Source organism: Corallococcus sp. AB049A, from assembly GCF_003668885.1.
In the GTDB taxonomy this organism is placed as follows: Bacteria; Myxococcota; Myxococcia; order Myxococcales; family Myxococcaceae; genus Corallococcus; species Corallococcus interemptor.
The window spans coordinates 1-26,280 of the sequence record NZ_RAWL01000071.1; the positions used below are offsets into that span (position 1 = coordinate 1).

Below are 26,280 nucleotides of genomic sequence, written 5' to 3' on the forward strand. Positions count from 1 at the left end.
GCCCTGGAGCTCACCCACAACTGGGACACGGCGAAGTACGAGCTGGGCAATGCCTACGGCCACATCGCCCTGGGCGTCAGCGACATCCACGCCACCGCCAATGCCATCCGCCAGGCCGGCGGCAAGGTCGTCCGCGAGCCCGGCCCCATGAAGCACGGCACCACCGTCATCGCCTTCGTGGAGGACCCGGACGGCTACAAGGTGGAGCTCATCCAGCAGAAGGCCTGACCCACCCCGGGCGCCCCAGGCAGGCAGGCGGACAGGACATTCCTCGGGCTGTTTCGCGCCTTCCGCTCGCCGTGCCCCCGGAGGGGGTGTAGAGAGGCCCGCGCGCGCAAAACGCAGCGAGGCCGCGCACCCTCCCCCTCTTCTTCCGAGGCCGTCATCATGGTGGAGAGTCCCCAGAGCCAGAACGCGCTGTCCCCCGACGAGCTTCACGAGGCGTGGGCCGTGCTCTCCGTGGACGAGCGCCTGGAGGGCTTCCGCCTGCTGCCCGCGGCGGTGGCGGACGACTTCTTCCTGGGCCTCACCGCGCGCGAACAGGGCGAGCTCATCCTCAGCCTCCCCCCGGCCGAGCGCCGCACCTGGGTCCGCCTGCTCCCCCCGGACGACCTGGCCGACCTGGTCCAGGCCGTGGAGCCGGAGCAGGTGGACGCCATCCTGTCCCAGCTGGACGACGCCAGCCGCCGCGAGGTGAACGTCCTGCTGGCGTACTCGGAGGACGACGCGGGTGGCCTCATGAACCCGCGCTTCGCCCGCGTGCGCCCGGACATGAGCATCGACGAGGCCATCGGGTACCTGCGCAAGCAGGCGCGCGAGAAGGTGGAGACCGTCTACTACGCCTACGTGCTGGACGCGGAGCAGCGCCTCCAGGGCGTGCTGTCGCTGCGCCAGCTCTTCCAGGCCGCGCCGGACAAGCGCGTGGCGGACGTGATGATTCGCGACGTCATCACCGTGGCGGAGAACACGGACCAGGAGGCGGTCAGCCGCACCTTCTCCGAGCACAGCTTCATGGCCATGCCCGTGGTGGACGAGCAGCGGCGCATGAAGGGCATCGTCACGGTGGACGACATCGTGGACGTGGTCCAGGAAGAGGCCACGGAGGACATCCAGAAGGTCGGCGGTATGGAGGCCCTGGACGCGCCCTACTTCGACGTGGGCTTCATGGCGATGCTCAAGAAGCGCGCCGGCTGGCTGATGGTGCTCTTCCTGGGGGAGATGCTCACCGCCACGGCCATGGGCTACTTCGAGCATGAGATTGCCCGCGCCGTCGTGCTGAGCCTCTTCATCCCGCTCATCATCAGCTCCGGCGGCAACTCCGGCAGCCAGGCCACCACGCTCATCATCCGGTCGCTGGCGCTGTCGGAGATGCGGCTGAAGGACTGGTGGCGCGTGGCCCGGCGGGAGCTGAGCACGGGCCTGGCGCTGGGCCTGGTACTGGGCCTGGTGGGCTTCCTGCGCGTGATTGCGTGGCAGGCGCTGTTCCACAGCTACGGCGAGCACGCGTTTCTCATTGGCCTGACGGTGGGCGTGTCCCTGGTGGGCGTGGTCATCTTCGGCACGCTGTCCGGTTCCATGCTGCCGTTCATCCTGCGGCGCGTGGGCTTCGACCCCGCGAGCGCGTCCGCGCCCTTCGTGGCCACGCTGGTGGACGTGTCCGGACTCGTCATCTACTTCACGGCCGCCAGCCTCTTCCTGAGCGGCACCCTGCTGTAGTCAGCGACGCTTGGGGGCACCATGATTCCCACCACCCGCCGCCGCATCCTCACCCTCGCGGCGCCCGAAGCCCCGCACGTCTCCGCCGCCAGCGGCCTGGTGCGCGCGGGGGACTGGCTCTACGTCGTCGCGGACGACGCGCTCCACCTGGCCGTGTTCCCCGCGGCCGGAGACGCGCCGGGCCACACCGTGCGCCTCTTTCCCGGGGAGCTTCCGGAGGGGCACGCGGAGCGCAAGGCGGCGAAGCCGGACCTGGAGGCGCTGTGCCGGCTGGGCCCCTCCGCGTCCTTCGCGCACGGGGCGCTGCTGGCGCTGCCGTCCGGGTCCACGCCCGTGAGGCGCCGGGCGTCGGTGCTGCCGTTGAACGCGGACGGGACGCTCGCGGGGGCGCCGCGCACGGTGGACTGCACGTCGCTCTACGTGCAGCTGGAGCGCGAGCTGGTGGCGCTCAACATCGAAGGCGCGGCGGTGGCGGGCAAGCGGCTGCGGCTGCTCAACCGGGGCAACGGCGAGGGCGGCGTGGACGCGCTGGTGGACCTGGACCTGGACCGCGTGCTGGCCAGCCTGGACGTGGGCGTGATGGGGCCGGAGGCCGTGCGCACCGTGCGCCGGTGGGAGCTGGGTGAGGCCAACGGCGTCCGGCTGTCCTTCACGGACGCGTCGCCCCTGCCGGACGGGCGCGTGGTGTTCACCGCCACGGCGGAGGCGTCTCGCGACCGCGTGGCGGACGGGCCGTTGAAGGGCTCGGCGGTGGGCGTGCTCGCGCCGGATGGCACGCCCGTGTACCTGGACGCGGTGGACGCGCCCGTGAAGCTGGAGGGCGTGGACGCGCGCGTGGAGGGTGGCCGCGTCCACGTGCTGCTGGTGGCGGACGCGGACGACCCGTCGGTGCCCGCGCCACTGCTGGAAGCCGCGCTGCCCGTGCCGGGCTAGCCGCGCTTCACGACCAGCGGCCCGAAGGCCTGCACCACCGGCATCATGGAGATGACGTTGATGTTCACGTGCGCCGGGCGCGTGGCCACCCACCAGGCCGTGTCCGCGACGTCTTCCGGCGTGAGCGGCTGGGTCTTGTCGTAGAGCGCGGCGGCCTTCGCGTCGTCGCCCCGGAAGCGCACGCTGGAGAACTCCGTGCCGCCCAGCAGGCCCGGCTGGATGTCCGTGACGCGCACCGCGGTGCCGTGCAGGTCCGCGCGCAGGTTCAGCGTGAACTGATGCACGAACGCCTTCGTCGCGCCGTACACGTTGCCGCCGGGGTACGGGAACTCGCCCGCGATGGAGCCGATGTTGATGACGTGGCCCTTGTCGCGCGCCACCATGCCGGTGAGCGCTTCGCGCGTGCAGTACAGGAGGCCCTTCACGTTGGTGTCCACCACCACGTCCCAGTCCTCCAGCCGCGCGGACTGCGCGGGCTCCATCCCCAGCGCGAGCCCGGCGTTGTTCACCAGCACGTCCACCCGCGCGAAGTCCGCCGGCAGCGAGGCGAACGCCGCCTTCACCGCCGCCTTGTCCGTCACGTCCAGCGTCACCGGCAGCAGCCGCTCACCCAGCTCCGCCCGGAGCGCGTCCAGCCGGTCGCCGCGCCGTCCGGCGGCGATGACGCGCGCGCCCTCCTTCACGAAGCGGCGCGCGATGGCCTGCCCGATGCCCGCCGTGGCCCCTGTCACCAGCACGTTCATGTGAATGTCTCCTGCGGTCAGTCGCCGCGGTCGCGGGCGGCTTCCTCGGCGCTGCCACCCATGGCTTCCACGGAGGTGCGCGCCTGCTTGCTGCGGTCGAACGCCACCTCCTTCTTGCCAATGCCCTCCACCGTGAGGTTGGCCAGGCGGCGGCGTGCCCGGGTGATGGCGTCCTGCACCAGCGACGGGTCGGGGTGCGTCTTCAAGCACTCCACCCAGGTCTCGATGGCCTTCTCGTTGTCGCCCGCGTCCGCGCGCAGCTTGCCCATCTCGAAGAGGGCGTGCGGCGCCAGCTCCGAGTCCGGGAAGCGCGTGCGCAGGTCCGCGTACGTCTTCAGCGCTTCCTGGCGCTTGCCCTCCACCATGGCCAGCGCCTGCGCCTGGAGGAAGAGCGCGTCGTCCACGTACGGGCTGGTGGCGAAGCGGTCCGGCAGCTTCTTCGCCTCCAGCTCGCACTGCGGATAGTCCTGGAGCTCGAAGTACGTCTTGGCCACCTGGTACTGCAGCTCCGCGCTCTGCGGCGGGTTGCGGTGCAGCGCGGCGGTGAGCTGATCAATGGAGCCGCGCAGGTCGCGGTAGTGCACCCGCAGCAGCTCCGCCAGGATGATGCGCGCCTCCAGCGACTCCGGCGCCTCCGGGCACTGCTGGATGAGCTGGCGGTAGACGCTCACCGCCTCCTTCACCTTGCGCTGCTCCAGCCAGTACACGTCGGCAGCGCCCTTGAGCGCCCGGGCGCGCATCACCAGCGCCTCCGGGGACTCGTCGCGCAAGAGCATCTCGTAGGCCTTGCGGTACTCCACCAGCGCCTCGTCCGGACGCTTCTCGAAGATGGCGTCGCGGGCGCGCTGCATGTGGTCCACCGGCTTGTCCCGGCACCCCGTGACGGCGAGCGCCCCCACCGCCAGGACACACGCCCAACGCGACAGCCTCCGCGTCATTGGCAGGACTCCGGGATGAGGCGCACGCAGCGCGTCTCGTCGCAGCGCACGCACTCGCGCTCGGAGGAGACGTCCGTCACGCACACGGAGACGCGTGACGTCCTGGGGCAGTCCTCGGACGTCACACAACGGTAGAGGCCCCCGTCGGTCCGGGTGATTTCCACCGGCGTCGAACCGCAGTTCTCCAGGTCGTTGCATCCCAGGAGCGCCGCCGCCGCGACTGCCATTGCTGCCACCAAGGCGCGTTGCACGGCCGTGGGTTCTAGCCAACTTCTGACTCCGGGTCACGAACCGTGCGCCCGCCTGGCCGCCCGTCGTGCTAGCCCTGTCGCGTCACGGCTTTTCCCTCTTTCACTCCAGGAGTCCTGAAGCATGAGCCTTCCCTCTCGTCCTCGCGCGGTGGTGACGGGCGCCGGCAGCGGCCTGGGCCGCGCGCTGTGTGAAGCCCTGGCGGCCCGTCAGGCGCGGGTGATGGTGTCGGACGTGAATCAGGCCAGCGCGGAGGACACCGCCCGCCGCGTCACGGAGCTGGGCGGCGAGGCGCGCGTGCACCCGTGCGACGTGACGGACCCGGACGCGGTGGAGGCGCTGGCGCGCGCCACGGACGAGGCGTTTGGCGGCGTGGACCTGGTGGTGAACAACGCGGGCGTCGCCACCGGAGGCGCGGTGGGCACGCTGCCGTTGTCCGAGTGGAAGCGCGTGCTGGACGTGAACCTGTGGGGCGTCATCCACGGCTGCCACGCGTTCGTGCCGCGCCTGAAGAAGCAGGGAAGCGGGCACGTGCTCAACATCGCGTCCGCGGCGGGGCTCGTGTACGCGCCGAACCTGGCGGCGTACAACACGTCCAAGGCGGCCGTGGTCGCGCTGTCGGAGACGCTCTACGCGGAGCTGCAGCCCCTGGGGCTGGGCGTCACGGTGGCGTGCCCCACGTTCTTCCGCACCAACATCGCCTCCGCGGCCGCGCCCTACTCCGACCCGGAGACGCGCCGCATGAGCGTGAAGCTGGTGGACCAGTCGAAGATTGGCCCGGAGTGGGTCGCGGCGCGGCTGCTCAAGGCGGTGGACCAGAACGCGCCGCACGTGCTGCCCATGGCGGATGCGCGCTGGTTCTGGCGCCTGCGGCGGCTGGCGCCCGGCATCTTCCTCCGGGGCGTCATCGCGGTGGAGAAGCGCATGCGCGAGCGCACCGCGCGCCTCCCCGGCTAGGCACGAGGAAGCTTCAGTTGCTGCGCTGCTGCGCGGGCGCCTTGCCGGAGGTCAGCACGGCGGTGTCCACGGACGCCATCGAGTTGCGCTGCTTCACCATGCGCGCCTTCTGGTTCTGCTTGTCCTCGTGCTTGAGGATGGCGGCCATGTGGGCGTCAGCCACCTTGCACTGGATGGCGCTCACTTCCTGGTGACGCCGTCCCAGCTCGTTCCACATGGCGAGCCGGCCCTGGCTGCCCAGGAGCCGGTCCTCGACCGCGTCCAGGGCCTGGTCCATCTGCTTGCCTTCGGCCTCCAGGACCGCGAGCCGCGCTTCGGAGTCCTCCGGGGACGGCCCGCCACACCCGGTGGACACGGCGAGCCCCACCGTCGCTGCCAGTCCGAGCCACATCCGCCGCATCCCCACGTCGCCTCCCAGGTGTCTCGGGCCGCTCACCGGCCGTCAGGCAGCGCAAGGTAGGAACGGGCCCTGGGAGCGACAACCCGAACGCCAGCGGGGGAGGTAGGCGTTTCCAGGAGCGAACGTTTGGGCATCTTTCCCGTCCCACCGGTTTGACGGTGAGGCAGAAGGAGCCGCGCACTTCACGGCGCGGAGCGCGTCCGGTGCTTCAAGATGAATTCACACACCTCGCGCGCGGCGCCGAAGCCCGCGGCGCGCTGGGCCACGTAGTGCACCTGCGCGCGCACCTCGTCCGGCGCCTCCGGCACGGTGGCGGAGAAGCCCACCGCGTTGAGCAGCGGCAGGTCCACCACTTCGTCCCCCATGTAGCCGCAGTGCTCCGCGGACACGTTGAGGATGCCGAGCAGCTTCTCGAAGTGCGCCACCTTGTCCTGGCTGCCGAAGTGCACGTGGCGCAAGCCCAGCGACTGCATGCGCATCTGCGCGGAGAGGCTGTCGCCACCGGAGATGGCGGCCACCTCGATGCCCACCTCCTGCAGCCGCTTGATGCCCATGCCGTCGCGCACGCTGTACATCTGCGTCCAGCCGGAGTTGGGCACCCAGAAGATGCGGCCGTCGGTGAGCGTGCCGTCGATGTCGAAGATCATCACCGACAGGCGCGCCACGCGCGCCTTGAGCGACTCCAGGTCCTGGTTCACGCCGCGCCTCCCGCTACTTGGGCACGGCCTTGAGCGAGGCCTTGCCGTCCTTGATGACGACCTTGAACTCCACGGCCTTCGCGTTGTGCTGCTTGAGCAACTCCGGCACCTGCTTGCGCAGCGTGGCGGCCACGGACTCGTAGGACAGCTTGGACGTGTCCTCCTGGCAGCGGCGCTTCGCGGTGACGTACGCGTCGTACACCGCGCGCAGCTTGTCGTCGGACATGCCGCCACCGGGGCCCGCGGCCGCGGGACGGGGCGCCGCCGCCGGAGCCGCCGCCGGACGCGCGGGCTGGGGGGCCGCCGCCGGAGCCTTCGCGGCCATGCCCGGAGGCACCACCGCCGGACGCCCCGCCGCCGGAGTCCCGCCCGGCGCCACCACCGGCGTCACCGAAGGCAGCTTCGACGCCCCCACCGCCGGGACGGGCGCGATGGACGGCAGCCCGCCCACGGGCGACACCGCCGGCACTCCCTGCTTCGGAGGCACCAGCCCCGCGGGCGTGCCCCGGGGCGCGCCCGCCGGCTGCGCCACCGCGGGAGTCCCACGGAAGGGCGTGCCCGCCGCGGGCTGCGGCTCCGCCAGAAACTCCGTGGCGAGCTTCGGCTCGTTGATGGGGCGCCGGCCGGCAAGTTCTTCGATCTCCTCGAAGTCCATGTCGTCGATCTCCTCCGGCAGCTCCACCACGCCCTTCTGGCCCGCGCTGGTGCCCGGCTTCTTCTCCGCGCGGCGGCGGGCCTTGGCCAGGTCGCGCCGGTAGGTGCCGGCTTCAATCTCCTGGAGCGTGCGCGTCCACAGCCGCTCGTAGGTGAGGAACTTGTTGTGCAGGCTCTGCACGCGGAACTTCACCGCCGTGCTGCGGACGAAGGCGCCCTTGAGCTTGAGCATCCGCTTCTTCAGGTCCTCATGCGCGCGGATGGGCGCCTGGCGCTCCATGCCCATGAAGTACTGCTCGTAGTTGTTGCGCAGCTCCGCGATGGCCGCCTCCAGCTCCTCACATTCGTGAAGGGCGGCTTCGCTGGAGGAACTGGCGTCCTGCGGCGCGGACCGGCCCCCACCTTTGGCGGAGGACCGGGCATTGTCGGGCGGCGGCATGTCCCCGGAGTGTCCCCAACCCGGGCGCGGCTCGCAACCTCATGCCGCTGACGGTGTGGGCCCCAGGCCAGCGGACTCACCCGCCGGTCGGTGGCGCGCCATCAGCAGCGCACCGAAGGTGAACATGCACAGGGAGATGAACTGGCTGGTGGACACGTTGTACCAGGCCTCCAGGGGCACCGCCCCGGCCAGCCCCTGGGCCCCCAGCGACTCCAGCAGGCCGTGCAGGGTGCCGCGCTCCACGTCGCCCCGGAACAGCTCCACCGTGGTGCGCAGGCAGGCGTACGCCATCAGCCACAGGGCGAAGATGTGCCCGTGGAAGCGGCGGAAGCGGCGCACGTACAGGAGCACCACGAAGAGCACCAGCTGCCCCACCGACTCGAAGAGCTGCGTGGGGTACACCGGCAGCGTGGTGCCGTGCTGGGCCACCCAGTCGGAGATGCGCACCGCGCCCGGCGCCCACTCATGGAGCACCTGCCCGGTCGCCTCCACCACGAAGCGCTGGTCCCCGGCCTGCGAGCCATACGCCAGGCTGGACGCGCCCCCCAGCCGGCCAAACAGGTCCTGCGCCAGCCCGGAGCCCGGGAAGGTGACGCCCGTGGGCGAATGGCTCCCCGCCATGTCGCCCCAGCAACACCCGGCGGAGAAGCACCCCAGGCGCCCCAGGCACTGCCCCAGCGACACGGTGGGGATGCACACGTCGGCGAGCCGCAGGAAGTCCAGGCCGTGCTTGCGCGCGAAGAGGAACGCCGCCAGCCCCGCGCCCATCAGGCCGCCGTAGAAAACCAAACCGCCGCCCAGGGAGAAGGCCTGCGTCCAGTCGCGCGCGTAGTCCTGCCAGTTCACCAGCACGAACAGCACGCGGCTGCCCACGAGCCCGCCCACCAGCACCCAGAACGCCAGGTCCATCACCTGCTCGCGCTTCCTGGGCCCCTCCGTGTCCACCTGGCCCTGGCCCTCCACCAGGGTCACCCGGCGCCACTCGTCCTGCGCCAGCCGGCCCGCCACCGCCACCGCCGTGCTGAAGCCCAGCGCCAGCAGCAGGCCGTAGGTGTGCAGCGGGATGCCCTCGCCCTTGCCGCCGGGGAAGGCGTCCGCGGGCAGCGCGTACTTCAGGCCGAAGTACGCGAGGAAGCCGCCCACCACCGCGAACCCCACCGCGCGCCAGAGCTTGTCTTGAAACGGCGCGGAGCCCTCCTTGCCCGTGCGCGGATCCACCGGCCCCAGCGTGCCCTTCCAGCCGTTGACGGCGACGGAGGCCACCACTCCCACCGCGGCGGCGTACAGCAACAGCTGCATCCACAGCGTGGTGAAGGACAGGCGCAGCAGGACGGGGAGCATGGGGGAGACCTCCAGGCTTTCACGAAGCCTTCGCGGGGGCGGAAGCCTCGGGCTTCTCCTTGCGAACGAAGGCATCCACCACGAGCATGCCCACGCCGATGCAGATGGCCATGTCCGCGACGTTGAACGACGGCCAGGCGGCCTTGTCGTACCAATGGGCCTCCAGGAAATCGATGACGAAGGCCCGCGCCACGCGGTCGATGTAGTTGCCCAGCGCGCCGCCCAGCACCAGCGGCAGGCCCCACAGCGCCCACACCTCCGCGGGGTCCGTGCCGGACAGCTTCCGGAAGTAGAAGACGATGAGCAGCACCGCGCCCACGCTCACCAGGTGGAAGAGCGGGCCGCGCACGTTCGGGGGCAGGTTCCTGAACATGCCCCACGCCGCGCCCGGGTTCTCCGCGTAGCGCAGGCGGAAGAAGTTCTCCGCCACCTCCACGTGCGTCTTCGGCTGGAAGTGCAGGCCCCGGTAGCCCGGCTCCTGCGCGGGCGAATAGAACTCGCCCAGGCGCTCCGACAGCGTGGTGGCTCCGTCGAACCGGGTGGTGAGGTCGCGCACGACCAGGTACTTCGTCCACTGGTCCAGCACGATGACGCCCAGCGTGAGGGCGAGGAGGATGGCGTATTTGCGCGGCACGGGAGGGGCTTATATCAGCCCACCCCCGCGCGTCACGGCTGGGGGCTCGTGCCCTGGGGCAGCGGCTGGGTGGCCACGGGCTCCGGCCGGCGCAGCGAGTCCAGCAGCATCAGCGCCACGCCCACGCAGATGGCCGCGTCCGCCACGTTGAACGTGGGCCAGCGCATGCCCGGCTGGTTGCGCCAGTGCCAGTCGATGAAGTCGATGACGTAGCCCCGGATGAGCCGGTCCACGAAGTTGCCCAGCGCGCCGCCGGTGATGAGCGCCAGCGCCACGCGCACCAGTTTCTGCGACGGCTCCGTCTTGCGGTACAGCATCAGGATGAAGCCCAGCGCCGCCAGGCTCACCACGTGGAAGAACGCCTTGCGCGCGGTGTCCGGCAGGTTGGAGAACATGCCCCACGCCGCGCCCGGGTTCTCCACGTAGCGGAAGTGCCAGTAGTCCTCGATGAAGCGGTACGGCCGCGTGTTCTTGCGGAACACGCCCTCCACCGGAGGGTCGTTGTCCAGGTTCTGCTCGCTCAGGAAGCCGGACACGCGGGCCATGCCCTCGCGCCCATCCAGCGCTTCCGTCAGCCGGGACACGGCCAGGTACTTGGTCACCTGATCCGCCGCCAGCACGGCGAGGACCACCACGAGGAGGAGGCGGAGGGAGGCTTTCATGCGGTGCCCGAACCTCTATCGCGCCCCCGGGAGCCCTGACAACCCGGACCCGGGCCGCGAGCCGCCAGCCCGCCTGCCCTCTCAACTCCCATGGTCCGCCCGTTTCGGGCATGGTGCGCCCATGGCGCCTGTTGAGCCCGACGTGAAGCCTTCCACTCCCGACATTGCCCCACCCGGAACCACCACGCCCCCCGCGGCGAAGCCGTCGTTGATGGCGCGCTTCAAGACGCTGCTGGTGGAGTACGGCCCGCTGGCCATCGCGGTGAACTACCTCATCTTCGGCCTGGTCATCGTGGGCTTCTGGGCGGCCATCCGGGCCGGCTTCCAGCCGGAAGGCACGGGCGCGAACGTGGGCGCGTGGGGCGCGGCGTACATCGCGTCGCAGGCGGTGAAGCCGATACGGCTGGCGGCGGTGTTCGTGCTGACGCCGCTCATCGCGCGCATCCCGCCGGTGGGGCGCTTCATCGAGAAGAACAAGCACAAGTGGAGCTTCTGAAACGGCACGGGCCGGAACACCGGGAGCACTCCCGATGACCGGCCCGCGTCGCCGCCGCGCGCCCTGCTAGAAGTTGGGCGTGCGGAACGTCTTGATGACGCCCATGTGCTGCATGCTGGCGGCGCCGCTGTCGGAGTTCAGCGCCGGGTAGATCTCCGAGATGGGCGTGTACACGCGGCTGTCGAGCACCAGGCCGTTGTTGAAGGTGCTGCTCCCGATGACGGTGGGCACCTGGTACTGGCGCAGGTCGGAGTCCACGAGCACGTGGTCATACGGCTTGGTGCGGCCGGCGTTGGTGCCGTCCTTGCCGTTCTTGTCCACCGGGTGCGGGCCCGCGGTGTCCACGACCTGCTTGAAGGTGCCGAAGCACGACTCGGAGCGGGAGTCGGTGTTGAAGTCACCGCCGATGGCCAGGTAGTCGGCCGCCGGGACCTTCTCCTTGATGTACTTCACAAGGTTGGTGGCCTCCGTGTTGCGGACGCCGCTGCTCCGGGTGAGCAGGTGCACGCTGACGACCCAGAGGTCACGCGGTCCGGGGATGTCGATGCGGGCCCAGGCGAAGTCGCGGTTGCTCACCTGGGTGTCGGTCCACTCGCCGGCCTCGATGATGGGGAAGCGGCTGATGACGCCGTTGGGGATCTGCGCGCCGGTCTCGCGGTAGTAGTAGGAGCCCGTGCCCATGACCGTGTCGACCATGGCGCGCATGTCCGACGCCGAGTCCGACTTGTAGTTGAACTCCTGGATCATCACGATGTCGGGCTTCACGCCCTGCATCAGCCGGATGCCGTGGCCCGGGTCGTAGTCCTGGCCGTTGCCGCTGGTGAGGTTGGAGGCCATCAGGCGGATCTGCGTGTAGCCGCCGTCGGAATCCGTCTCGCCCGTGGAGCCGCCGTCGGTCGGCGTGCCCGCGTCGGTCGCCGTGCCTGCGTCGGTCGTGGTGCCCGCGTCGGTGGTGGAGCCAGCGTCCACCGGGGTGCCCGCGTCGACCGTCGAACCGGCATCCGTGGGGTCCGGGTCCACGTCGGTTCCCGCATCCACGGTGGTGCCCGCGTCGACTTCGGATCCCGCGTCCACTTCGGAGCCGGCATCCACTTCGGATCCCGCGTCCACTTCGGAGCCGGCATCCGCGGAGGTGCCCGCGTCGGTGCGGGTCCCGGCGTCAACGGAAGTCCCCGAGTCCGCGGGAGAGAGGGGCTCTTCACCCTCGCCGCAAGCGAGGGCCAGGAAGCCCAGCGCAAGCAAGGGGCGGAGGAGTGGGGAGAACTTCGATGCCATACAGGGCCTGGATCCTTGCTTCCGAGGGTGTCGAGGGGGGTGACCCGTCGGCTTCGGCGCGCCGACTGGCGCGTGAGTATAGAAGTTTGCAAGAAGGCTGTCCCATGACCGCCCGTGAGGATTGAAATCACTGTCTTTCAAGAATCCGAGAGGCGCACCGCGCCGTAGCTGCGGAAGGCTCGGATACAAAGAAAGACATCACGTGTTTCAGCCACGACGCAGCAGGACGTGAGGAGTCCAGGATGTCAGCACGGCAGCTCACGGTGCGGTTTCACGGCGCACTGAACGACTTCGTCGCACCGGAGCGCCGGGGGCAGGCGTTCACGCACGTCCTGCAGGGCAGCCCTTCGGTGAAGGACCTCATCGAGTCCCTGGGCCCACCGCACCCCGAGGTGGACGTGGTGCTGGTGGACGGCGAGCCGGTGGGTTTCGGTCAGCGCGCGGAAGCGGACACGCGCGTGGACGTGTATCCGGCGTTGGACCCATCCACCCCGGCGGTCGCGCCGGAAGCGCGGGTGGGTCCACCGCGTCCGGAGATGCCGCGCTTCATCCTGGACGTGGGGTTGGGGCGGCTGTCGGGCTTCCTGCGGATGCTCGGCTTCGACACGCTCTGGCGCAACGACGCCGCGGACGACCAGCTGGCGCGCGTGTCCCACGACGAAGCGCGGGTGCTGCTCACGCGGGACCTGGGCGTGCTGAAGCGCTCGGAGGTGGTGCACGGCTACTTCCCGCGCTCCAGCGAGCCCGCGGATCAGCTGGTGGAGGTGGTGCGAAGGTACGGCCTGACGTCGCGCATGCGGCCCTTCTCGCGCTGCCTCGCGTGCAACGGGCCGCTGTCCACCGCCACGCCGGAGGAAGTGCAGGGCCGCGTCCCGGAAGGCGTGGCCCAGCGTCACCGCAATTTCCAGCAGTGCCCCAGCTGCAAGCGTGTCTTCTGGCCCGGCACGCACCACGAACGCATGCAGAACCTGGTGGACACGCTGCGCAAGCTGGAGACCGCCAATCCCTGACTCAGCTCAATGCCTCACGGCATTTGAGACAGACATCATCCCCCTGCCCCACCGCTTCGGAATACACCCAGCAGCGCGGGCACTTGGTGCCCAGGGCCGGAAGCACTTCCGCGGACAGCGACGCGCCGTCACCGAAGGTCTGTGAAACATCCAGCGCCACGGACGCCGTGTCCGCCAGTTCCACCTGGCTCACGATGAACAGCCCGGGCAGCTCCGCGAGGTGCGCCTCCAGCAGCTCCCGCACCGCGCCCGTGGCGCTCAGCACCACGCGGGCCTCCAGCGACGCGCCTATGCGCTTGTCCCTCCGCGCCACCTCCAGCACGCCCTGCACCGCGCTCCGCACCGCGAAGAGCTTCGCGTAGCGCGCCTCCAGCTCCGGCGGCATCGTGGCCTTCACGTCCGCGAAGCCCGCCAGGAACACGCTCTTCGCGCGCTCTCCCGGCAGGTGCTGCCACGCCTCCTCCGCCGTGAAGCTCATCACCGGCGCCAGCAGCGGCAACAGCACCGTGAGAACCTCGTGCAGCACCGTCTGCGCGCCGCGCCGCGCGGGTCCGTCCTTCTTCGCCGTGTAGAGCCGGTCCTTCAGGATGTCGAAGTACACGGCCGACAGGTCATTGGCGCAGAAGTCCACCACCGTCGCGTAGACGAGGTGGAACTCATAGTCCTCGTACGCCTGGCGCACGCGCGCGGCCACCTGCGCCAGCCGTCCTCGCGCCCACTGGTCCAGGGGCAACAACGCATCCGGCGCCACCGCGTCCTTCGCCGGGTCGAAGTCGTGCAGGTTGCCCAGCGCGTAGCGCAACGTGTTGCGGATCTTCCGGTAGCCCTCCGACAGGCCTTTCAGGATGGCGTCCGACAGGCGCACGTCGTTGCGGTAGTCGCTCGCCGCCACCCACAGCCGCAGCACCTCCGCGCCGTACTGCTGGATGACCTTGTCCGGTGCCACCGTGTTGCCCCGGCTCTTGGACATCTTCTCGCCCTGGCCATCCACCACGAAGCCATGCGTCAGGCACGCCTTGTAGGGCGCCACGTCGCGCGTGCCCACTGACACCAGCAGCGAGGAATGGAACCAGCCCCGGTGCTGATCACTCCCCTCCAGGAACAGGTCCGCCGGCACGCGCTGCCGCTTCGCCAACACCGCGGACGCCATGCACGCCGAGTCGAACCACACGTCCAGGATGTCCGTCTCGCGGTGGAACTCACCCTTGCCGCAGCGGGGACACGTGAAGTCCGCCCCCAGGAAGTCCTTCACCGGCGTGCGGTACCACACGCCCGCGCCTTCCTTCTCCACCGCCGCCGCCACGCGCTCCATCAGCTCCGGAGACACCACCGCGTCGTCGCACCCGTCGCAGTACGCGATGGGGATGGGCACACCCCAGCTGCGCTGCCGGCTGATGCACCAGTCCGGGCGGCCCTCCAGCATGCCGCGGATCCGCGACTGGCCCCACGACGGCACCCACTGCACTTTGTCCACCTGCTCCAGCACCACCTGCCGGAACGTCTGCGTGCCGTGGAACGGCGCGTCCATGGGGATGAACCACTGGTAGGTCGCCGCCTGGATGACCGGCTGGTGGCAGCGCCAGCAGTGCGGATAGCTGTGCGTGACGGTGTCTGATTTGTCATTGAGCAGCGCGCCCCGCTGCACCAGCAACTCCAACACCGCCGGGTTCGCCTCGAACACGCGCCGCCCCGCGAGCACCTCGCCCACCGAGTCGTCGTAGCGGCCGTCCGCGCGCACCGGGTTGTAGATGTCCAGGCCGTACTTCAAGCCGACCTCGTAGTCCTCCTGGCCATGTCCCGGCGCCGTGTGCACCAGCCCCGTGCCGGCATCCAACGTCACGTGCTCGCCCAGCACCACACGCCCCTGCCGCTCCAGGAACGGGTGCTGATACGTGACGTGCTCCAGGTCCTCGCCCGTCGCGTACGCGAGGATTCGGGACGGGTCCACCAGCGCTGGCGACGACACCTCGCCCCCGGGCAGCTGCACGTGCTTCACCGCGAGCTCGTCCGACTTCACCTCCGCCAGCACCTTCGCCAGCAGGTCCTTCGCCACGCAGAGGACGCGGTCCTCCAGCCGGTAGAAGACGTATTCGAACGAGGGATTGACGGCGATGGCCAGGTTCGCCGGCAGCGTCCACGGCGTGGTGGTCCAGATGACGAAGGACACGCGCAGCCCCTTCAGCTGCGGCAGCTTCTCCACCAGCGAGGCCTCCGCGTCGAAGGCCACGTACGCGGACGGAGACGTGTGCTCCGCGTACTCGACCTCCGCCTCCGCGAGCGCGGTCTGGTCCTGGAGGCACCACGCCACGGGCTTCTTGCGCCGGTACAGCATGCCCCGGCGCGCGAACGCGGCCAGCTCCCGCACCTCCTGCGCCTCGTAGCTGAAGTCGAGCGTCCGGTAGGGCGCGTCCCACGTCCCGAAGACGCCCAGCCGCTGGAACTCCGCGCGCTGGATGTCCACGAATTCCAGCGCGTACTCGCGGCAGCGCTCCAGCAGCGCGTCGCGCGACAGCGTGCGCTTGTCCAGCTTCTGTTCCTTGAGGCGCTTCTCCACCGCCTGCTCGATGGGCAGACCGTGCGTGTCCCAGCCGGGGATGAAGTCACACGGGCGTCCGGAGAGGTTCCGGAACTTCACCACGATGTCCTTCAGCACTTTGTTGAGCGCGTGCCCGGCGTGCAGGTGGCCGTTCGCGTACGGCGGCCCGTCCGCCAGCACGAAGGGCTCACGGCCCGCGTGCTTCGCCAGCAATTGCTTCCACACGTCCTCGTCCCGCCACCAGGTGAGCAGGCGCGGCTCGAGCTGGCCCAGGTTCCCCTTCATGGGGAACTCCGTGCGCGGCAGGTGGACGGTGGCGTCGAGGTCCTTGCGGGAGGGGGCGTCGCTCATGGGCACGGGCTTACTCGTCGTGGTCGTGGCCGTCGTCATGCGAGTGCGGCTGGGGCTTGGACTTGCCCTTGCTCTTGGGACACTTCTTGTTGCACTTCGCCTGCTCGAATTTGACCTCGCGCGTGCAGGCTTCGGTGCACGCCGGCTTGCCCGGAGGGCACTTCTTCGCACAGGCAATGAGCTTGGAGCCGGCGTTGAGGCTGCACTTCTCGCTGCACGTCTGCGCGAGCGCCTGGGGCGCCACCAGCACCGCGCCCAGCGCCATCCATCCCAGCCAGCCCCGCATCGCGATTCGCGTCTTCATGCCGTCATGCTCCTTGTGGCCGGGAATCATCGCCCAGGAAGCGCCGCGCGCGCAGCCCTGGAGCGCCTTCATTCCCGCCGGGTGGAGGACTATGCTCGACGCGCTCCCGCATGGAGCGTGCCCCCTCGCATGCTCCCATCGAAAGGCATCCCATGAGGTCCCCCCTCGCCGCATTGCTGCTGTGCCTGTTCGCCGCCCCCGCGGCCTGGGCGCTCCCCGCGTCCCCCGGCGCCGCGTCCCTGAACGCGGCCGTGGCCACGACGCCGCTCCAGCCCGTGAAGAACGACCAGGGCGAGGAGATGAAGCCGCCCTTCAAGGACCAGGAGCAGGCGCAGTGCGTGTCCAAGTGCCAGGAGCCCATGGGCCGCTGCATGAACCAGTGCAAGAAGGGCGACAGCGGCTGTTCCGCCAAATGCGCGCAGAAGATGGTCTCCTGCAGCCGGGGCTGCGGCATGAAGGTGCCCAACGCCAAGGACGCCAAGAACGCCCAGAACGTCCGCCGCAAGGGCTCCAGTCACTGACGCTCAGGGAGCGTTCGCGCCGCCCAGCCGGTGGCGCAGGGACACCATCAGGCGGTTCTCCTCGGTGCGCGTGGTGATGATCAGCAGCTCCGAGCCCCGCCGGAAGACCCCCTTCTCCTCGGGGTCTTCCGCATAGCCCGTGGGCGCCAGCGCCGTGCGGTAATAGTCATACACCTGGGCCTCGGTGGTGCCGGGCTGCGTTGCGTAGACCGCCAGGTGCGCGCCCTCCAGCTCCGAACGCGTCAGCCCTTCCGCGCCGGGCATCAGCGGCGCCCAGCTGAGCGTCGTGCCGGGCGGCTTGTAGTTGGACATGTTGGAGACGCCCAGGATGAGCGTCACGGACTTGTCCGCGTTCTCCTGGAAGATGACCGTGTAGGCGAGCAGCTTCTCCACGTCGAGCGCGGTCAGCATGGGCTCCGTGGTGGGCGAGCGCTGCTCGCGCATGGGGGCCATGTAGAAGCCGGCCTTCCGGAAGCTCTCCATGATGTGCTGGATGACGGCGTTGAGCGGCCAGTCGGTCCGCGCCAGCTCCAGGTTCATGGGGACGCCGTCGGACACCTGCGGCCCCGGGGACTGCACCCAGACGACCTTGCCCGGGATGTCCCAGCGGAAGGGCGCCCTGGGCGCCTCGGCTGCCAGCACGCCCGCGTCGGGAGCGGCGGCCGGCTGCGCCTTCACCGGCGCCTTGCCTCGCGAGGTCGGACGCGCCGGTGGGCTTCCCGCATCCGGCGCACTGGACGGGCCCGCCGACAGCGCGAGCGACAACAGCAGCGAAGACAGCATCAGGGGCAGTCCTTCCCCAGGAAGCAGCCCTCGCGCTGCGCCCAGGCGAGGGGATAGGGGACCGCGCCAATGAAGGGCCCTGGAGGCATGGCCCCTGGCGAGGTGGGCCACGCGAAGATCAACGCCGTGGGACCGTAGTAGCCACCCGGATCCACCGGCATCGGCTGGAGGAAGCCCCACTCCTCGCCCACGGCGCTCATCCAGAACATGTTCTCCGCCCCGTAGAAGAAGGGCAAAGGCAGGCTGCCCACGATGCCCATGGCCAGGGCGCTGCCGGAGAAGTCAGGGCCCAGCGCGTTGGTCATCAGGCTGGCCGCGTAGACGCTGGCCGCCATGTTCCAGTAGGGGATGTTCATGGGACACGGCGCGGGCACGTCCGGGACGATGGGGCACGAGCCGGACTCGCGGTCACCCGTCAGGCCCCAGTCATCCAGCATGCTGGTCAGCGACGCGGAGCAGTTCCCGCCCCACGCCCGGCCAATGCCACACACGTTCAGGGGGCCCATGTCGTAGTGGGCCTCCTTGAAGAACCCCGTGGACCCCTGCGACTCCTCCACGTAGCGCCGCGGGAACTTGAAGGCGGACAGCTGCGCCCGCGCGTTGCAGGCGATGCCGCCGCCGTCGCTGTAGGCCACGAAGGCGAAGGGGTGCGGATCATACCCCGGGCCGTTGGGCGTGCAGGTCACCTGCATGCCGTCCGTCCGGGTGAAGGCCTGGGTGATGCCCGTGCCCGGGCCCGGCGTGCGGCTGAGCCCGTCGAAGTCCGCGTAGGCGTCGGTCATCGCCGCGGCGGCCTTGACCACGGCCTCGCGTGACGGGTCGGAGTCCCCCGGCCAGTCATGGAGTTCGTAGCCCGGCGCGTCCAGCAGCGCGGCGTGCGTCGCCGCCGTCACCTTCACGGAGAACACGGAGATCTCCGAGAAGTGGATGAGGAAGACGAGCACCGTGGTGAACACCATCATGCCAATGGCCGCTTCCAGCACGGCCTGGCCGCGCGGTGCGCGCCTCGCGCGGGGGCTCATGGCATCCCCCGGTAGCCCTGGGCCTTCAGCGCGTTGTAGGCGTCCGCCGCCCAGCCCACGGAGGAGTCGTTCAGCGCGTCGGTCATGTCCTCGCCGTCCACGTCATCCGTCGCCAGCGTGGCGCGCCAGTAGGGGTTGAGCAGGTTGGGCGGCTCCTTCCAGTGGTCGCGGCGGTGGTAGTAGGTGACGCCCGTGGACACGGAGGTCTGCCGGCTGATGTCCATGCCGCCGAACATGGGCCCCAGGTGCACGCCCCGGTTGTCGAACACCGTGCCGCTGTTGGACGGGTTGAACCGGAAGCGGAACAGCAGGTCCCAGGGGTCTCCGCCGGCCGCCGCTCGCTGGGCGTAGTCGCGCTGGATGACCGCGTAGTTCTTCGGCTGTCCCCAGATGTCCCCTTTGTCCATCAGGTGCAGGCCGTTGTAGTCCATGAACATGGGCCACACGGACGGGCACCGGCCAATGCCCAGCCGCGTGCAGCGGCCCATGTCATGCCGCGTCTGCGCGGGCTCCATGTCCATGCCCAGGCCCGAGGTCGCGGACGGCAGCCACGCGTGGATGTCCGTGCTGTCCATCACGTCCGTGGCGCGCAGCAGCGACGCGCTGATCATGGTGCCGCCGGAGGTCGGCTGGCAGGGCGGACGGCCCCGGTTGAACGTCACCGTGGCGAAGCCGTGGTCATCCGCGTAGGCGGCCCAGTCGCTGGAGCCGAAGCTCGCGTGGTCCGGCATCTCCGACCAGTAGCCGGCGCCAAACCCGACCTCGGACACGAAGACGTCCGGCGGCGTGATGGCCCGCGTCTGGATGCCCGTGGTGACGGCCGCGTCCGCGGTGGGGTAGAGGTTGCGCATCGTCACGAAGCTGTGGCCCCGGCTGCCAATGGCCGCGAAGACGTGGTGCTGGGAGAAGATGTCTGGAATCACCGCGCCCAGGCCCAGGTAGACTTCGTCGATGGCCGTGTTGCTGTTGGAGCTGATCTCCCCGTTGAAGGGACTGCCGCGCTGGGCGTCCTCGACGATGCGGCCGGCCACGCGCTCGCGCTGCATCTCCAGCATGAAGCGCGTGTATTCCAGCGTCTGGCCATCCAGGAACATCAGCTGCGCGGCGCGGCCCAGCAGCATGGAGCGGCGGGCGGCGGGCGCCTCCAGGGCCTCCCACTGCGCCGCCAGCATCGCGTCGTACGACATGAGCCGCAGCACGGACGTGTTGATGGCCGCGATGGCGGCCAGGGAGCAGCCGCAGAAAGCGCTGCAGCCCGAATGAGGGGCACAGCACGGCACCCGCGCCCAGTACGGCGCGGAGGCCATCTGGTAGGCCACCACCGCGGCGCCCACCTGCGAGCGGTAGTAGCTGCTCCAGTTGATGAGGCTGTTGACCGCGGCCTGGGACACCATGTGCCCAATCTGCGCGCGGCTCATCAGCGCCATCTCGTTGAAGACGCGCGCGGTCTGCGCCGCCTGGCTGTAGGCCACGGCGTCCGCGACGGCCTGCGTCTCCATCTTCTCCTTCACCTTGCTGCCCAGCGACAGCGTCAGGCAGACCAGCAGCGTCATCAGCAGCAGGGTGAGGGTGAACAGCACCAACGTCTGGCCACGGGAGAGACGCGGCAGCTTCATAGGACCTCCGGGGCCGGAGCGCAGTTCTGGGTGGTGAAGTAGCGCCGCTGCAACGGCGTCATCATTCGCAGCGAGGCGGACGCCTGGATGGGCATCACGTACTGTTTCACGGCGAACCGGGCCATGACCTCCGCGCGGATCGCCGCCTCCACGTTGAGGACCTCGGTCTGCTGCCACTGCGCCTTCTGCGTGAGCATCAGCGGGTTCTGCGCCGTGTAGTCCTGCCAGCCCCAGCGGGCCAGGACCATGCGGCTGATGACCCAGTCCGCGAACGGAATCTTCAGCGGGAACCAGTAGATGAGCCGCATCTCCAGGCGCCGGATGTCCGCGTCGAACTGGTCGAAGTGGCCGTCGTCGTCGGGCACCGACCCCGCGAAGGGGCTCTCACGGATGAGCCACAGGATTTGGCCGTCGTGGTTGCCATCCGGCCCCGGCACGTAGCGGAACTGGTTGAAGGCGTTGTTGCGGCGCGCCGCGAAGGCCGCCGCCAGCCGCTGGCCCGGCGTGCCGCCACCACCGCCGCCCAGGTACGAATAGAAGCTGGGCAGAAGCGCCACGACCGCCGCGTGCGTCATCGCCTCGCAGTCGCCGTGCCGCACGCTGCCCACGCGCGTGGCGCGGAAGACCGCGTACTCCGCCATCAGGCGGCCCTGCATCATCAGGAAGAGCTGCAGCGTCCCCAGCACGAGGAAGACCACGAGCGGCAAGGTGATGGCTGACTCGACCGCGGCCTGGCCGGACTCGCCTGCTTCACGGGGGGAACGTGCGCGCATACGGAGACTCATCCTGCGGGAGGGGGGAATCTCGCAGTATCCGTCAAGTGACCGCCGACACACCGCGTCGGGGTCCGAGGGGGGACCCGGATTGTCTCAGAGGACAGCGCTCTTGGGAAACTTCCCAGGCAGGTGTGACACCCTGACTGAAACCGTGTGACAGCGCTGTCTCAGCGGGGTTTCAGCCCCTTCGCGTCCAGCTGATACTTCTTCACCAGCCGCTCGATGGACTTGCGGTGCAGCCCGCTCTCCCGGGCGGCGCGGGACAGGTTGCCCTCGCAGCGGGTGAGGACGCTGGTGACGTACTCGCGCTCGAAGTTCTCCAGCAGCTGCTCCTTGGCGTCCTTGAAGGCCAGGTGCTCGTTGAAGGGCAGCGGCCCCTCGCGGGCCTGACCCCGGACGCGCGGGGGCAGATGGGAGGGCAATATCTCCTCGCCCTCGTCGGAGAAGGTCAGCACGTGGGAGAGGACGTTCATCAGCTCGCGCACGTTGCCGGGCCAGGGGTAGGCCATGAGCAGCCCCAGGGCCTCCGCGGAGAAGCGCTTGCGGCCGTGCGTCTCCACCACCTCCGGCTCCGCCAGCGCCTGCTTGAGGATGAGCGGGATGTCGTCCCGGCGCTGGCGCAGGGGCGGCAGCTGGATGTGGATGACGGACAGGCGGAAGTAGAGGTCCTCGCGGAAGTTGCCCTGGGCGATCTCCTTCACCAGGTCGCGGTGGGTCGCGGCGATGACCCGGCAGTCCACCTCGATGACGTCGTTGCCGCCCACCCGGCGCACCTCGCGGTTCTCCAGCACGCGCAAGAGCTTGGGCTGCAGGTCCAGGCGCAGCTCGCCCAGTTCGTCCAGGAAGATGGTGCCGCCCTGCGCACGCTCGAAGGCGCCGGGGCGGCTGGCGGTGGCGCCGGTGAAGGCGCCCTTCTCATGGCCGAACAGCTCGCTTTCGATGAGGTTGGGCGGAATGGCGCCGCAGTCCAGCACCACCATGGGGCCCTTCTTGCGGCCGGACAGCTCATGGATGGCGCTGGAGACCAGCTCCTTCCCGGTGCCCGTCTCCCCCTGGATGATGACGGAGACGTCCATGGGCGCGATGCGTTTGATCAGCCCGAACACCTGCCGCATCTTCACGCTCTGGCCCACCATGCCGCACAGCTCGCCCTCGCGGTCGGGCTCCACCGCCACCTCTTCATCCAGGGGCGCGAAGGTGATGACGGAGGAGCCGGCGCGGATCTGCGAGCCCGGGGACAGGTAGGCCCGTTCGATGCGGCGGCCGTCCAGGAAGGTGCCGTTGGTGGAGTTGAGGTCCACCAGGAGGTAGCCGCGCTCGGTGTACTGCACTTCAAAGTGGTGGCGGCTGGCGGTGCGGTCCTCCACCAGCACCAGGTCGTTGCCCGGGTGGGCCCCGCAGCGAAGCCGCTCCTTGTCGCTGGCCATGGAGCGCCCGGTGTCCGGCCCCGACGTCACCAGCAGCCGGCACTTGTGCAGCTTCACGCTGGCGCGCGGATCCACCACCAGCGTCTCTCCCAGGAGGGGGGACTGGGACGACAGTTCGAGCCCGACGTCTCCGGGATTGGTGTGGATGTCGTCGGGATGGGGGTTGGAGGCGGTCATCAGTGAACGCGAGGATAGCAAAGGGTGCCCACCCACCGTGCCTCCATGCCCGTGCGTGCTAGTGTCCCGCGCCCCGCATGCCCCCCCGAAAAGCCCAGCCGAAGAAGGCGCCCGTCCCGCCTGGCGCGCAGGCACCCGAGCGCGCTGACGCACCGCGACCCAAGCGGCCGCGCGTGAAGAAGACCGTGGCCATCCTGTCCCGCAAGCGCTCGCTGTACTCGACCCGCCGGCTGGTGGAGGCCATCAAGGCCCGGGGCCACCGGGCGCTCGTGTTCGACACGCTGCGCTGCTGCCTGCTGCTGGCCCGCGGCAAGCCGCGCATGACCTACCGCGGCGCGGAGGTGCAGGGCGTGGACGTGGTGATTCCGCGCATTGGCGCGTCCATCACCGCGTACGGCCTGGCGGTGGTGAACCACTTCGAGATGATGGACGTGCCCGTCCTCAACCCGCCCACCGCCATCGCGCGGAGCCGCGACAAGCTGCGCGCGCTCCAGTTCCTCGCGCGCGCGGGGCTGGACATGCCCAGGACGGTGATGGCGCACGACCGCGGCAACGTTCGCAAGCTGGTGCAGGAGGTGGGCGGCCTGCCCGTCATCATCAAGCTGATCAAGGGCACCCAGGGCGTGGGCGTGATGATCGCCCACACGCTGCCGGAGGTGCAGACCATCCTCGACACCTTCTGGGACCTGGGCCAGGAGATCGTCCTGCAGGAGTTCGTCGCGGAGAGCGAGGGCCGCGACGTGCGCGCGCTGGTGGTGGGCGACACCGTGGTGGGCGCCATGCGCCGCAAGGCGAAGAAGGGCGAGTTCCGCTCCAACATCCACCGCGGCGGCGAGGGCCGCGCCATCACCCTGCCCCCGGACTACGTGGAGGCCGCGGTGAAGGCGGCGCGCATCATTGGCCTGGAGGTCGCGGGCGTGGACATGCTGGAGGGCCGTGAGGGCCCGCGCCTGATGGAGATCAACTCCAGCCCCGGCTTCGAGGGACTGGAGGGCGCCACCGGTCAGGACATCGCGGGGCACATCGTGGAGCACGCGTTGGTGTACGCGGGGACCCGGGGAAGCGTGCTGCGCACGAGGGCCGGCCGAGCTTCCTGAACGAGATGTTGTGGTGAGAGCAGGCGCGCGAGCAGCATCTGCGTGCCTGCCCGCCTGCTCCGTGGCGTGCGTGCGGGACTTCACGGTGCGCACGGTGCCTTGGATGCTCCTCAGGAATACGGGAATGCATCCGGGCGTGGTTTGTCCGTGGGTGTTGGCAGCGGCGGGGATGCGCCTCTAATCTGGCGACCCCCGATGAAAACGCTGCACAAGCCGCTGCAGATCACCGTCTACCAGGATGTGCTTTGTGCCTGGTGCTACCTCGCCGACCAACGGTTGGAGGTGCTTCGCCAGGAGTTTGGCGACGCCGTCCGCTGGAGCGTGCGTCCCTACCCCTTGCGTCTGCACGACGTGTTGCCCACGGAGCGCGAAGTGCGCGGGCTGGTGGAAGAGGTGAAGCGCGCACAGCGCGAAACCGACCCCACGGCCGCGCTGCTCTCCACGGACCTGTGGCTCGGCGGTGATCCGCCACGCTCCAGCGTTCCGGCGCTGGCGGCACTGGAGGCAGCGCGGCTCCAGGGGCCCCAGGCGCGGGCCTTCCTCGCGCGGTCCATGCAGCGCGCCGCGCTGGAGCAGGGCGTGAACGTGTCCCGCTCGGATGTCGTGTTCGAGCTGGCGTCGCGTGTGGGCCTGTCCATGAACCAGTTCTCCGCGGCCTTCCGGTCGGAGGAGACGCGCCGGCTCATCTACGACGAGCACCGGCTGGCCGGCAGCCGCGGCGTGCGCGGCGTGCCCACGCTGGTGATTGGCGGCCGCTGGATGCTGTGCGGCCTGCGCGAGCTGTCCGAGTACCGCGAGCACATCCTCGCGTGCCTGGGCAAGGTGGCCGTGCCCCGCTCGGGTTCCTCCGAGCGGCTGGTGCACTGAAGGCCCCAGCCGCTCCGCCCTGGGTCAGGAGCTCGCGCTCTCGTCCCAGGGTGAGCGCACGGCCAGGTACATCCCCGCGGTGAGCAGCTGGACCAGGGCCATGGCGGGGATCACCCCCACGCAGCACACGAAGAACCCCGCCAGCATGATGGCGCCCGACGCCAGCGCCACGGCGAACATGGAGAGCCGCTGGCCGCGCGCCGCCGCCCAGCTGCGGCGCAGCACCTCCAAGGGCGAGGGCGGCGCGTCGTGGAACACGAGCTCCGGCTGGACCAGGTACAGCGGCAGCATCAGGTACGTGAGAGGCCCCACCAGCACCAGGAACCCCAGGCCCATGACGCCCAGGAAGGGCACCAGCGCGTCCAAGAACTGGTACGAGTAGCCTGATTTCAGGCTGAAGCTGTCCATCAGGCCCGTGCCCACGAACGCGAGGATGCTCAGGAAGATGAGCAGGGCCAGCGGAACCAGCACGATGACGAAGACGAGCGTCATGGTCAGCGCGTAGGGCACCGCCTTGTTCATCTGGCTGAAGAGGCGCTCCACGTTCGCGCGGCCTCCCTTCAGCACGTCGAAGCACACGCGCACCATGCCCAGCTGCACCAGCCCCTGCACCAGCTGGTGGGCCACGAGCCCCACCATGCTCAGCACCACGGTGAGCACGACGCTGTCCGCCGCCGCGCCAATGGCCGTGCCCACGTTGATGAGCAGCTGCGCGCCCAGGGACACGCCCAGCATGACGAGCACCGACAGCGACAGCATGGCCCACTCGCGCTGGAACGCCGGCCAGCACACGTCCCACAGCTGGCTGAAGGACCACGTCTCGCGCCCCAGGGGGAACGCGTCGCCGGAGCGCTCCCGGCACGTGGGGCAGTAGCGCGACGTGCCGTCCTGGTTGCACGCGTTGCAGGTGAAGTTGCCGCAGCGCGCGCAGGTGCCCGTGGCCTCCAGCACCGGGTGCAGCGCGCAGTGCGCACCCATCGCGCGTCCGAAATCCACATCCGACATCTGTTCCGTCTCCCCGGCGCGGCGTCCCGGGGGCCGCGTTCCGGGTGTCATATCAGGCGGCCCCCTCCCCTTGCCGGCGGGCGGGCACGCCGGATGAATTTCCGGGACACCCCTGCGTCGGAGGGGGCAGAGGGTTGCGGAGCGGGACGCTTTGAGGGTCCACTTCCGCGCCAGGAGATCCACCATGAACCGCTTGCTCGCCCTGGTCGTCCCCGTGGCCCTGCTGATGGGGACGGGCTGTGTCGTCGAGGCCCACTCGCACCGCCCCGTCCGCCGCGTGGCCTACGTCGCGCCCGTGGCGGAGTACCGGTTCGCCGGAGCGCACCCCGTGCCGGACGACTACGGCGGTGGCTGGTGCCCGGAGGACTACGCCCACGTCCATGACTACCAGCCGCCCACGACGTCCTACGTCTACACGGACGACGTCTACTACTACCGGGGCCCGACGGTGGTCTGGTACTGGGACTACCACCCCATCGCCAGCGGCGGGTACTGCAACCTCCACGGCCGCCACCAGCACGACTACTACCCGCGCGGCTCGTGGGGCGCGGGCTACACGTACGACCGCGGCAGCCGGGGCTACCGCTGGAACAACAGCCACGACGCCTCCGCGGTCCGCGGCGGCCGCAACAACATCGCCCCCTCTCCCCGGC

27 protein-coding genes and 1 pseudogene are annotated in these 26,280 nt (G+C 69.9%); 10 read left to right on the plus strand and 18 right to left on the minus strand.

Annotated elements, in window-relative coordinates:
* From D7X55_RS10605 to D7X55_RS10615, 3 genes are all read left to right on the plus strand, one after another.
* Positions 1-228, plus strand: a 228-nt coding sequence (locus D7X55_RS10605) for a VOC family protein (RefSeq protein WP_199746923.1), incomplete at its 5' end; no start/stop codon positions are given.
* A gap of 159 nt (positions 229-387) precedes the next feature.
* Entirely contained in the window at positions 388-1,716 is a 1,329-nt protein-coding gene (mgtE, locus tag D7X55_RS10610; protein ID WP_121722989.1) for a magnesium transporter, read from the plus strand.
* Positions 1,717-1,737: 21 nt separating this feature from the next.
* Positions 1,738-2,649: a DUF6929 family protein gene (locus D7X55_RS10615; protein ID WP_121722990.1), complete on the plus strand. Its 912-nt coding sequence runs from the start codon at positions 1,738-1,740 to the stop codon at positions 2,647-2,649.
* Here D7X55_RS10615 and D7X55_RS10620 read toward each other — a convergent pair.
* From D7X55_RS10620 to D7X55_RS10630, 3 genes are read right to left on the minus strand one after another with little or no spacing between them, the layout of a single operon-like run.
* The gene (locus tag D7X55_RS10620; RefSeq protein WP_121722991.1) at positions 2,646-3,392 is read right to left on the minus strand and encodes an SDR family NAD(P)-dependent oxidoreductase; all 747 of its coding nucleotides are present in this window, start codon (positions 3,390-3,392) and stop codon (positions 2,646-2,648) included. The genes D7X55_RS10615 and D7X55_RS10620 overlap by 4 nt on opposite strands.
* A gap of 17 nt (positions 3,393-3,409) precedes the next feature.
* Positions 3,410-4,330, minus strand: coding sequence for a tetratricopeptide repeat protein (locus tag D7X55_RS10625; protein ID WP_120550535.1), 921 nt, complete (start codon positions 4,328-4,330; stop codon positions 3,410-3,412).
* Positions 4,327-4,557, minus strand: coding sequence for a hypothetical protein (locus D7X55_RS10630; protein WP_199746924.1), 231 nt, complete (start codon positions 4,555-4,557; stop codon positions 4,327-4,329). Before D7X55_RS10630 ends, D7X55_RS10625 begins: the two co-directional genes overlap by 4 nt.
* A gap of 145 nt (positions 4,558-4,702) precedes the next feature.
* On the opposite strand from D7X55_RS10630, the gene D7X55_RS10635 reads away from it, so the two are divergent.
* On the plus strand, positions 4,703-5,536 hold the full coding sequence (locus D7X55_RS10635) for an SDR family NAD(P)-dependent oxidoreductase (RefSeq protein WP_121722992.1): 834 nt from the start codon (positions 4,703-4,705) through the stop codon (positions 5,534-5,536).
* A gap of 13 nt (positions 5,537-5,549) precedes the next feature.
* Here D7X55_RS10635 and D7X55_RS10640 read toward each other — a convergent pair whose 3' ends face one another.
* The 6 genes from D7X55_RS10640 to lspA (D7X55_RS10665) all read right to left on the minus strand — a co-directional run bounded on the left by D7X55_RS10640 (position 5,550) and on the right by lspA (D7X55_RS10665) (position 10,364).
* Positions 5,550-5,927 (minus strand): hypothetical protein, encoded by a 378-nt coding sequence (locus D7X55_RS10640; protein ID WP_306437721.1) that lies wholly within the window; start codon positions 5,925-5,927, stop codon positions 5,550-5,552.
* Between the two features lie 191 nt (positions 5,928-6,118).
* Positions 6,119-6,634 (minus strand): HAD family hydrolase, encoded by a 516-nt coding sequence (locus D7X55_RS10645; RefSeq protein ID WP_121722994.1) that lies wholly within the window; start codon positions 6,632-6,634, stop codon positions 6,119-6,121.
* Positions 6,635-6,647: 13 nt separating this feature from the next.
* Entirely contained in the window at positions 6,648-7,727 is a 1,080-nt protein-coding gene (locus D7X55_RS10650; RefSeq protein WP_121722995.1) for an MXAN_5187 C-terminal domain-containing protein, read from the minus strand.
* A 39-nt stretch (positions 7,728-7,766) separates the two neighbouring features.
* Positions 7,767-9,068, minus strand: coding sequence for a prolipoprotein diacylglyceryl transferase (locus tag D7X55_RS10655; RefSeq protein ID WP_121722996.1), 1,302 nt, complete (start codon positions 9,066-9,068; stop codon positions 7,767-7,769).
* 19 nt (positions 9,069-9,087) lie between these two features.
* Positions 9,088-9,702: a signal peptidase II gene (gene lspA / locus D7X55_RS10660; RefSeq protein WP_121722997.1), complete on the minus strand. Its 615-nt coding sequence runs from the start codon at positions 9,700-9,702 to the stop codon at positions 9,088-9,090.
* 32 nt (positions 9,703-9,734) lie between these two features.
* Positions 9,735-10,364, minus strand: a complete 630-nt coding sequence (gene lspA / locus D7X55_RS10665; RefSeq protein WP_120550528.1) for a signal peptidase II — start codon at positions 10,362-10,364, stop codon at positions 9,735-9,737.
* A gap of 142 nt (positions 10,365-10,506) precedes the next feature.
* Between lspA (D7X55_RS10665) and D7X55_RS10670 the strand changes: the two genes are divergently transcribed.
* Positions 10,507-10,860, plus strand: a complete 354-nt coding sequence (locus D7X55_RS10670) for a hypothetical protein (protein WP_120550527.1) — start codon at positions 10,507-10,509, stop codon at positions 10,858-10,860.
* 66 nt (positions 10,861-10,926) lie between these two features.
* Here the strand turns inward: D7X55_RS10670 and D7X55_RS10675 are convergent, their stop codons facing one another.
* Positions 10,927-12,135, minus strand: a complete 1,209-nt coding sequence (locus D7X55_RS10675; protein WP_120550526.1) for an endonuclease/exonuclease/phosphatase family protein — start codon at positions 12,133-12,135, stop codon at positions 10,927-10,929.
* A gap of 242 nt (positions 12,136-12,377) precedes the next feature.
* On the opposite strand from D7X55_RS10675, the gene D7X55_RS10680 reads away from it, so the two are divergent.
* On the plus strand, positions 12,378-13,145 hold the full coding sequence (locus D7X55_RS10680) for a Mut7-C RNAse domain-containing protein (protein ID WP_121722998.1): 768 nt from the start codon (positions 12,378-12,380) through the stop codon (positions 13,143-13,145).
* 1 nt (position 13,146) lies between these two features.
* Here D7X55_RS10680 and ileS read toward each other — a convergent pair whose 3' ends face one another.
* Together ileS and D7X55_RS10690 are read right to left on the minus strand one after the other, a co-directional pair.
* Entirely contained in the window at positions 13,147-16,032 is a 2,886-nt protein-coding gene (ileS, locus tag D7X55_RS10685; protein WP_121722999.1) for an isoleucine--tRNA ligase, read from the minus strand.
* A 10-nt stretch (positions 16,033-16,042) separates the two neighbouring features.
* Complete coding sequence (locus tag D7X55_RS10690; RefSeq protein WP_147442850.1) at positions 16,043-16,336, minus strand: hypothetical protein; 294 nt, start codon at positions 16,334-16,336, stop codon at positions 16,043-16,045.
* Between the two features lie 152 nt (positions 16,337-16,488).
* Between D7X55_RS10690 and D7X55_RS10695 the strand changes: the two genes are divergently transcribed.
* Positions 16,489-16,857 (plus strand): hypothetical protein, encoded by a 369-nt coding sequence (locus D7X55_RS10695; RefSeq protein WP_147442849.1) that lies wholly within the window; start codon positions 16,489-16,491, stop codon positions 16,855-16,857.
* Positions 16,858-16,860: 3 nt separating this feature from the next.
* On the opposite strand, the gene D7X55_RS10700 is transcribed toward D7X55_RS10695, so the two are convergent.
* The 5 genes from D7X55_RS10700 to D7X55_RS10720 form a co-directional block, all read right to left on the minus strand.
* Positions 16,861-17,640 (minus strand): hypothetical protein, encoded by a 780-nt coding sequence (locus D7X55_RS10700; RefSeq protein WP_121723000.1) that lies wholly within the window; start codon positions 17,638-17,640, stop codon positions 16,861-16,863.
* The gene (locus tag D7X55_RS10705) at positions 17,640-18,662 is read right to left on the minus strand and encodes a pilus assembly protein (protein ID WP_121723001.1); all 1,023 of its coding nucleotides are present in this window, start codon (positions 18,660-18,662) and stop codon (positions 17,640-17,642) included. Before D7X55_RS10705 ends, D7X55_RS10700 begins: the two co-directional genes overlap by 1 nt.
* The gene (locus D7X55_RS10710; protein ID WP_120550518.1) at positions 18,659-20,278 is read right to left on the minus strand and encodes a pilus assembly protein; all 1,620 of its coding nucleotides are present in this window, start codon (positions 20,276-20,278) and stop codon (positions 18,659-18,661) included. Before D7X55_RS10710 ends, D7X55_RS10705 begins: the two co-directional genes overlap by 4 nt.
* Positions 20,275-21,051, minus strand: a complete 777-nt coding sequence (locus tag D7X55_RS10715) for a TadE/TadG family type IV pilus assembly protein (RefSeq protein ID WP_120550517.1) — start codon at positions 21,049-21,051, stop codon at positions 20,275-20,277. Before D7X55_RS10715 ends, D7X55_RS10710 begins: the two co-directional genes overlap by 4 nt.
* 170 nt (positions 21,052-21,221) lie before the next feature.
* Positions 21,222-22,658: a sigma 54-interacting transcriptional regulator gene (locus D7X55_RS10720; protein ID WP_167510849.1), complete on the minus strand. Its 1,437-nt coding sequence runs from the start codon at positions 22,656-22,658 to the stop codon at positions 21,222-21,224.
* 77 nt (positions 22,659-22,735) lie between these two features.
* On the opposite strand from D7X55_RS10720, the gene D7X55_RS10725 reads away from it, so the two are divergent.
* Together D7X55_RS10725 and D7X55_RS10730 are read left to right on the plus strand one after the other, a co-directional pair.
* Entirely contained in the window at positions 22,736-23,755 is a 1,020-nt protein-coding gene (locus tag D7X55_RS10725; RefSeq protein ID WP_120550516.1) for a RimK family alpha-L-glutamate ligase, read from the plus strand.
* Between the two features lie 195 nt (positions 23,756-23,950).
* The gene (locus D7X55_RS10730) at positions 23,951-24,622 is read left to right on the plus strand and encodes a DsbA family protein (RefSeq protein WP_121723002.1); all 672 of its coding nucleotides are present in this window, start codon (positions 23,951-23,953) and stop codon (positions 24,620-24,622) included.
* Positions 24,623-24,646: 24 nt separating this feature from the next.
* Here the strand turns inward: D7X55_RS10730 and D7X55_RS10735 are convergent, their stop codons facing one another.
* Positions 24,647-25,627 (minus strand): hypothetical protein, encoded by a 981-nt coding sequence (locus D7X55_RS10735; RefSeq protein ID WP_120550514.1) that lies wholly within the window; start codon positions 25,625-25,627, stop codon positions 24,647-24,649.
* A gap of 184 nt (positions 25,628-25,811) precedes the next feature.
* Between D7X55_RS10735 and D7X55_RS10740 the strand changes: the two are divergent.
* Positions 25,812-26,280: pseudogene (locus tag D7X55_RS10740) on the plus strand (hypothetical protein); the annotation flags it as partial.

Coding starts and splice junctions, on each gene's coding strand:
- ileS (WP_121722999.1), bottom strand. CDS start 16,032: ATGAGCGACGCCCCCTCCCGCAAGGACCTCGACGCCACCGTCCACCTG.
- D7X55_RS10695 (WP_147442849.1), top strand. CDS start 16,489: ATGAGGTCCCCCCTCGCCGCATTGCTGCTGTGCCTGTTCGCCGCCCCC.
- D7X55_RS10630 (WP_199746924.1), bottom strand. CDS start 4,557: ATGGCAGTCGCGGCGGCGGCGCTCCTGGGATGCAACGACCTGGAGAAC.
- D7X55_RS10625 (WP_120550535.1), bottom strand. CDS start 4,330: ATGACGCGGAGGCTGTCGCGTTGGGCGTGTGTCCTGGCGGTGGGGGCG.
- mgtE (WP_121722989.1), top strand. CDS start 388: ATGGTGGAGAGTCCCCAGAGCCAGAACGCGCTGTCCCCCGACGAGCTT.
- D7X55_RS10635 (WP_121722992.1), top strand. CDS start 4,703: ATGAGCCTTCCCTCTCGTCCTCGCGCGGTGGTGACGGGCGCCGGCAGC.
- D7X55_RS10640 (WP_306437721.1), bottom strand. CDS start 5,927: ATGTGGCTCGGACTGGCAGCGACGGTGGGGCTCGCCGTGTCCACCGGG.
- D7X55_RS10650 (WP_121722995.1), bottom strand. CDS start 7,727: ATGCCGCCGCCCGACAATGCCCGGTCCTCCGCCAAAGGTGGGGGCCGG.
- D7X55_RS10735 (WP_120550514.1), bottom strand. CDS start 25,627: ATGTCGGATGTGGATTTCGGACGCGCGATGGGTGCGCACTGCGCGCTG.
- D7X55_RS10700 (WP_121723000.1), bottom strand. CDS start 17,640: ATGCTGTCTTCGCTGCTGTTGTCGCTCGCGCTGTCGGCGGGCCCGTCC.
- lspA (WP_120550528.1), bottom strand. CDS start 10,364: ATGAAAGCCTCCCTCCGCCTCCTCCTCGTGGTGGTCCTCGCCGTGCTG.
- D7X55_RS10675 (WP_120550526.1), bottom strand. CDS start 12,135: ATGGCATCGAAGTTCTCCCCACTCCTCCGCCCCTTGCTTGCGCTGGGC.
- D7X55_RS10655 (WP_121722996.1), bottom strand. CDS start 9,068: ATGCTCCCCGTCCTGCTGCGCCTGTCCTTCACCACGCTGTGGATGCAG.
- D7X55_RS10715 (WP_120550517.1), bottom strand. CDS start 21,051: ATGCGCGCACGTTCCCCCCGTGAAGCAGGCGAGTCCGGCCAGGCCGCG.
- D7X55_RS10725 (WP_120550516.1), top strand. CDS start 22,736: ATGCCCCCCCGAAAAGCCCAGCCGAAGAAGGCGCCCGTCCCGCCTGGC.
- D7X55_RS10730 (WP_121723002.1), top strand. CDS start 23,951: ATGAAAACGCTGCACAAGCCGCTGCAGATCACCGTCTACCAGGATGTG.
- D7X55_RS10710 (WP_120550518.1), bottom strand. CDS start 20,278: ATGAAGCTGCCGCGTCTCTCCCGTGGCCAGACGTTGGTGCTGTTCACC.
- D7X55_RS10705 (WP_121723001.1), bottom strand. CDS start 18,662: ATGAGCCCCCGCGCGAGGCGCGCACCGCGCGGCCAGGCCGTGCTGGAA.
- D7X55_RS10680 (WP_121722998.1), top strand. CDS start 12,378: ATGTCAGCACGGCAGCTCACGGTGCGGTTTCACGGCGCACTGAACGAC.
- D7X55_RS10620 (WP_121722991.1), bottom strand. CDS start 3,392: ATGAACGTGCTGGTGACAGGGGCCACGGCGGGCATCGGGCAGGCCATC.
- D7X55_RS10690 (WP_147442850.1), bottom strand. CDS start 16,336: ATGAAGACGCGAATCGCGATGCGGGGCTGGCTGGGATGGATGGCGCTG.
- D7X55_RS10720 (WP_167510849.1), bottom strand. CDS start 22,658: ATGACCGCCTCCAACCCCCATCCCGACGACATCCACACCAATCCCGGA.
- D7X55_RS10615 (WP_121722990.1), top strand. CDS start 1,738: ATGATTCCCACCACCCGCCGCCGCATCCTCACCCTCGCGGCGCCCGAA.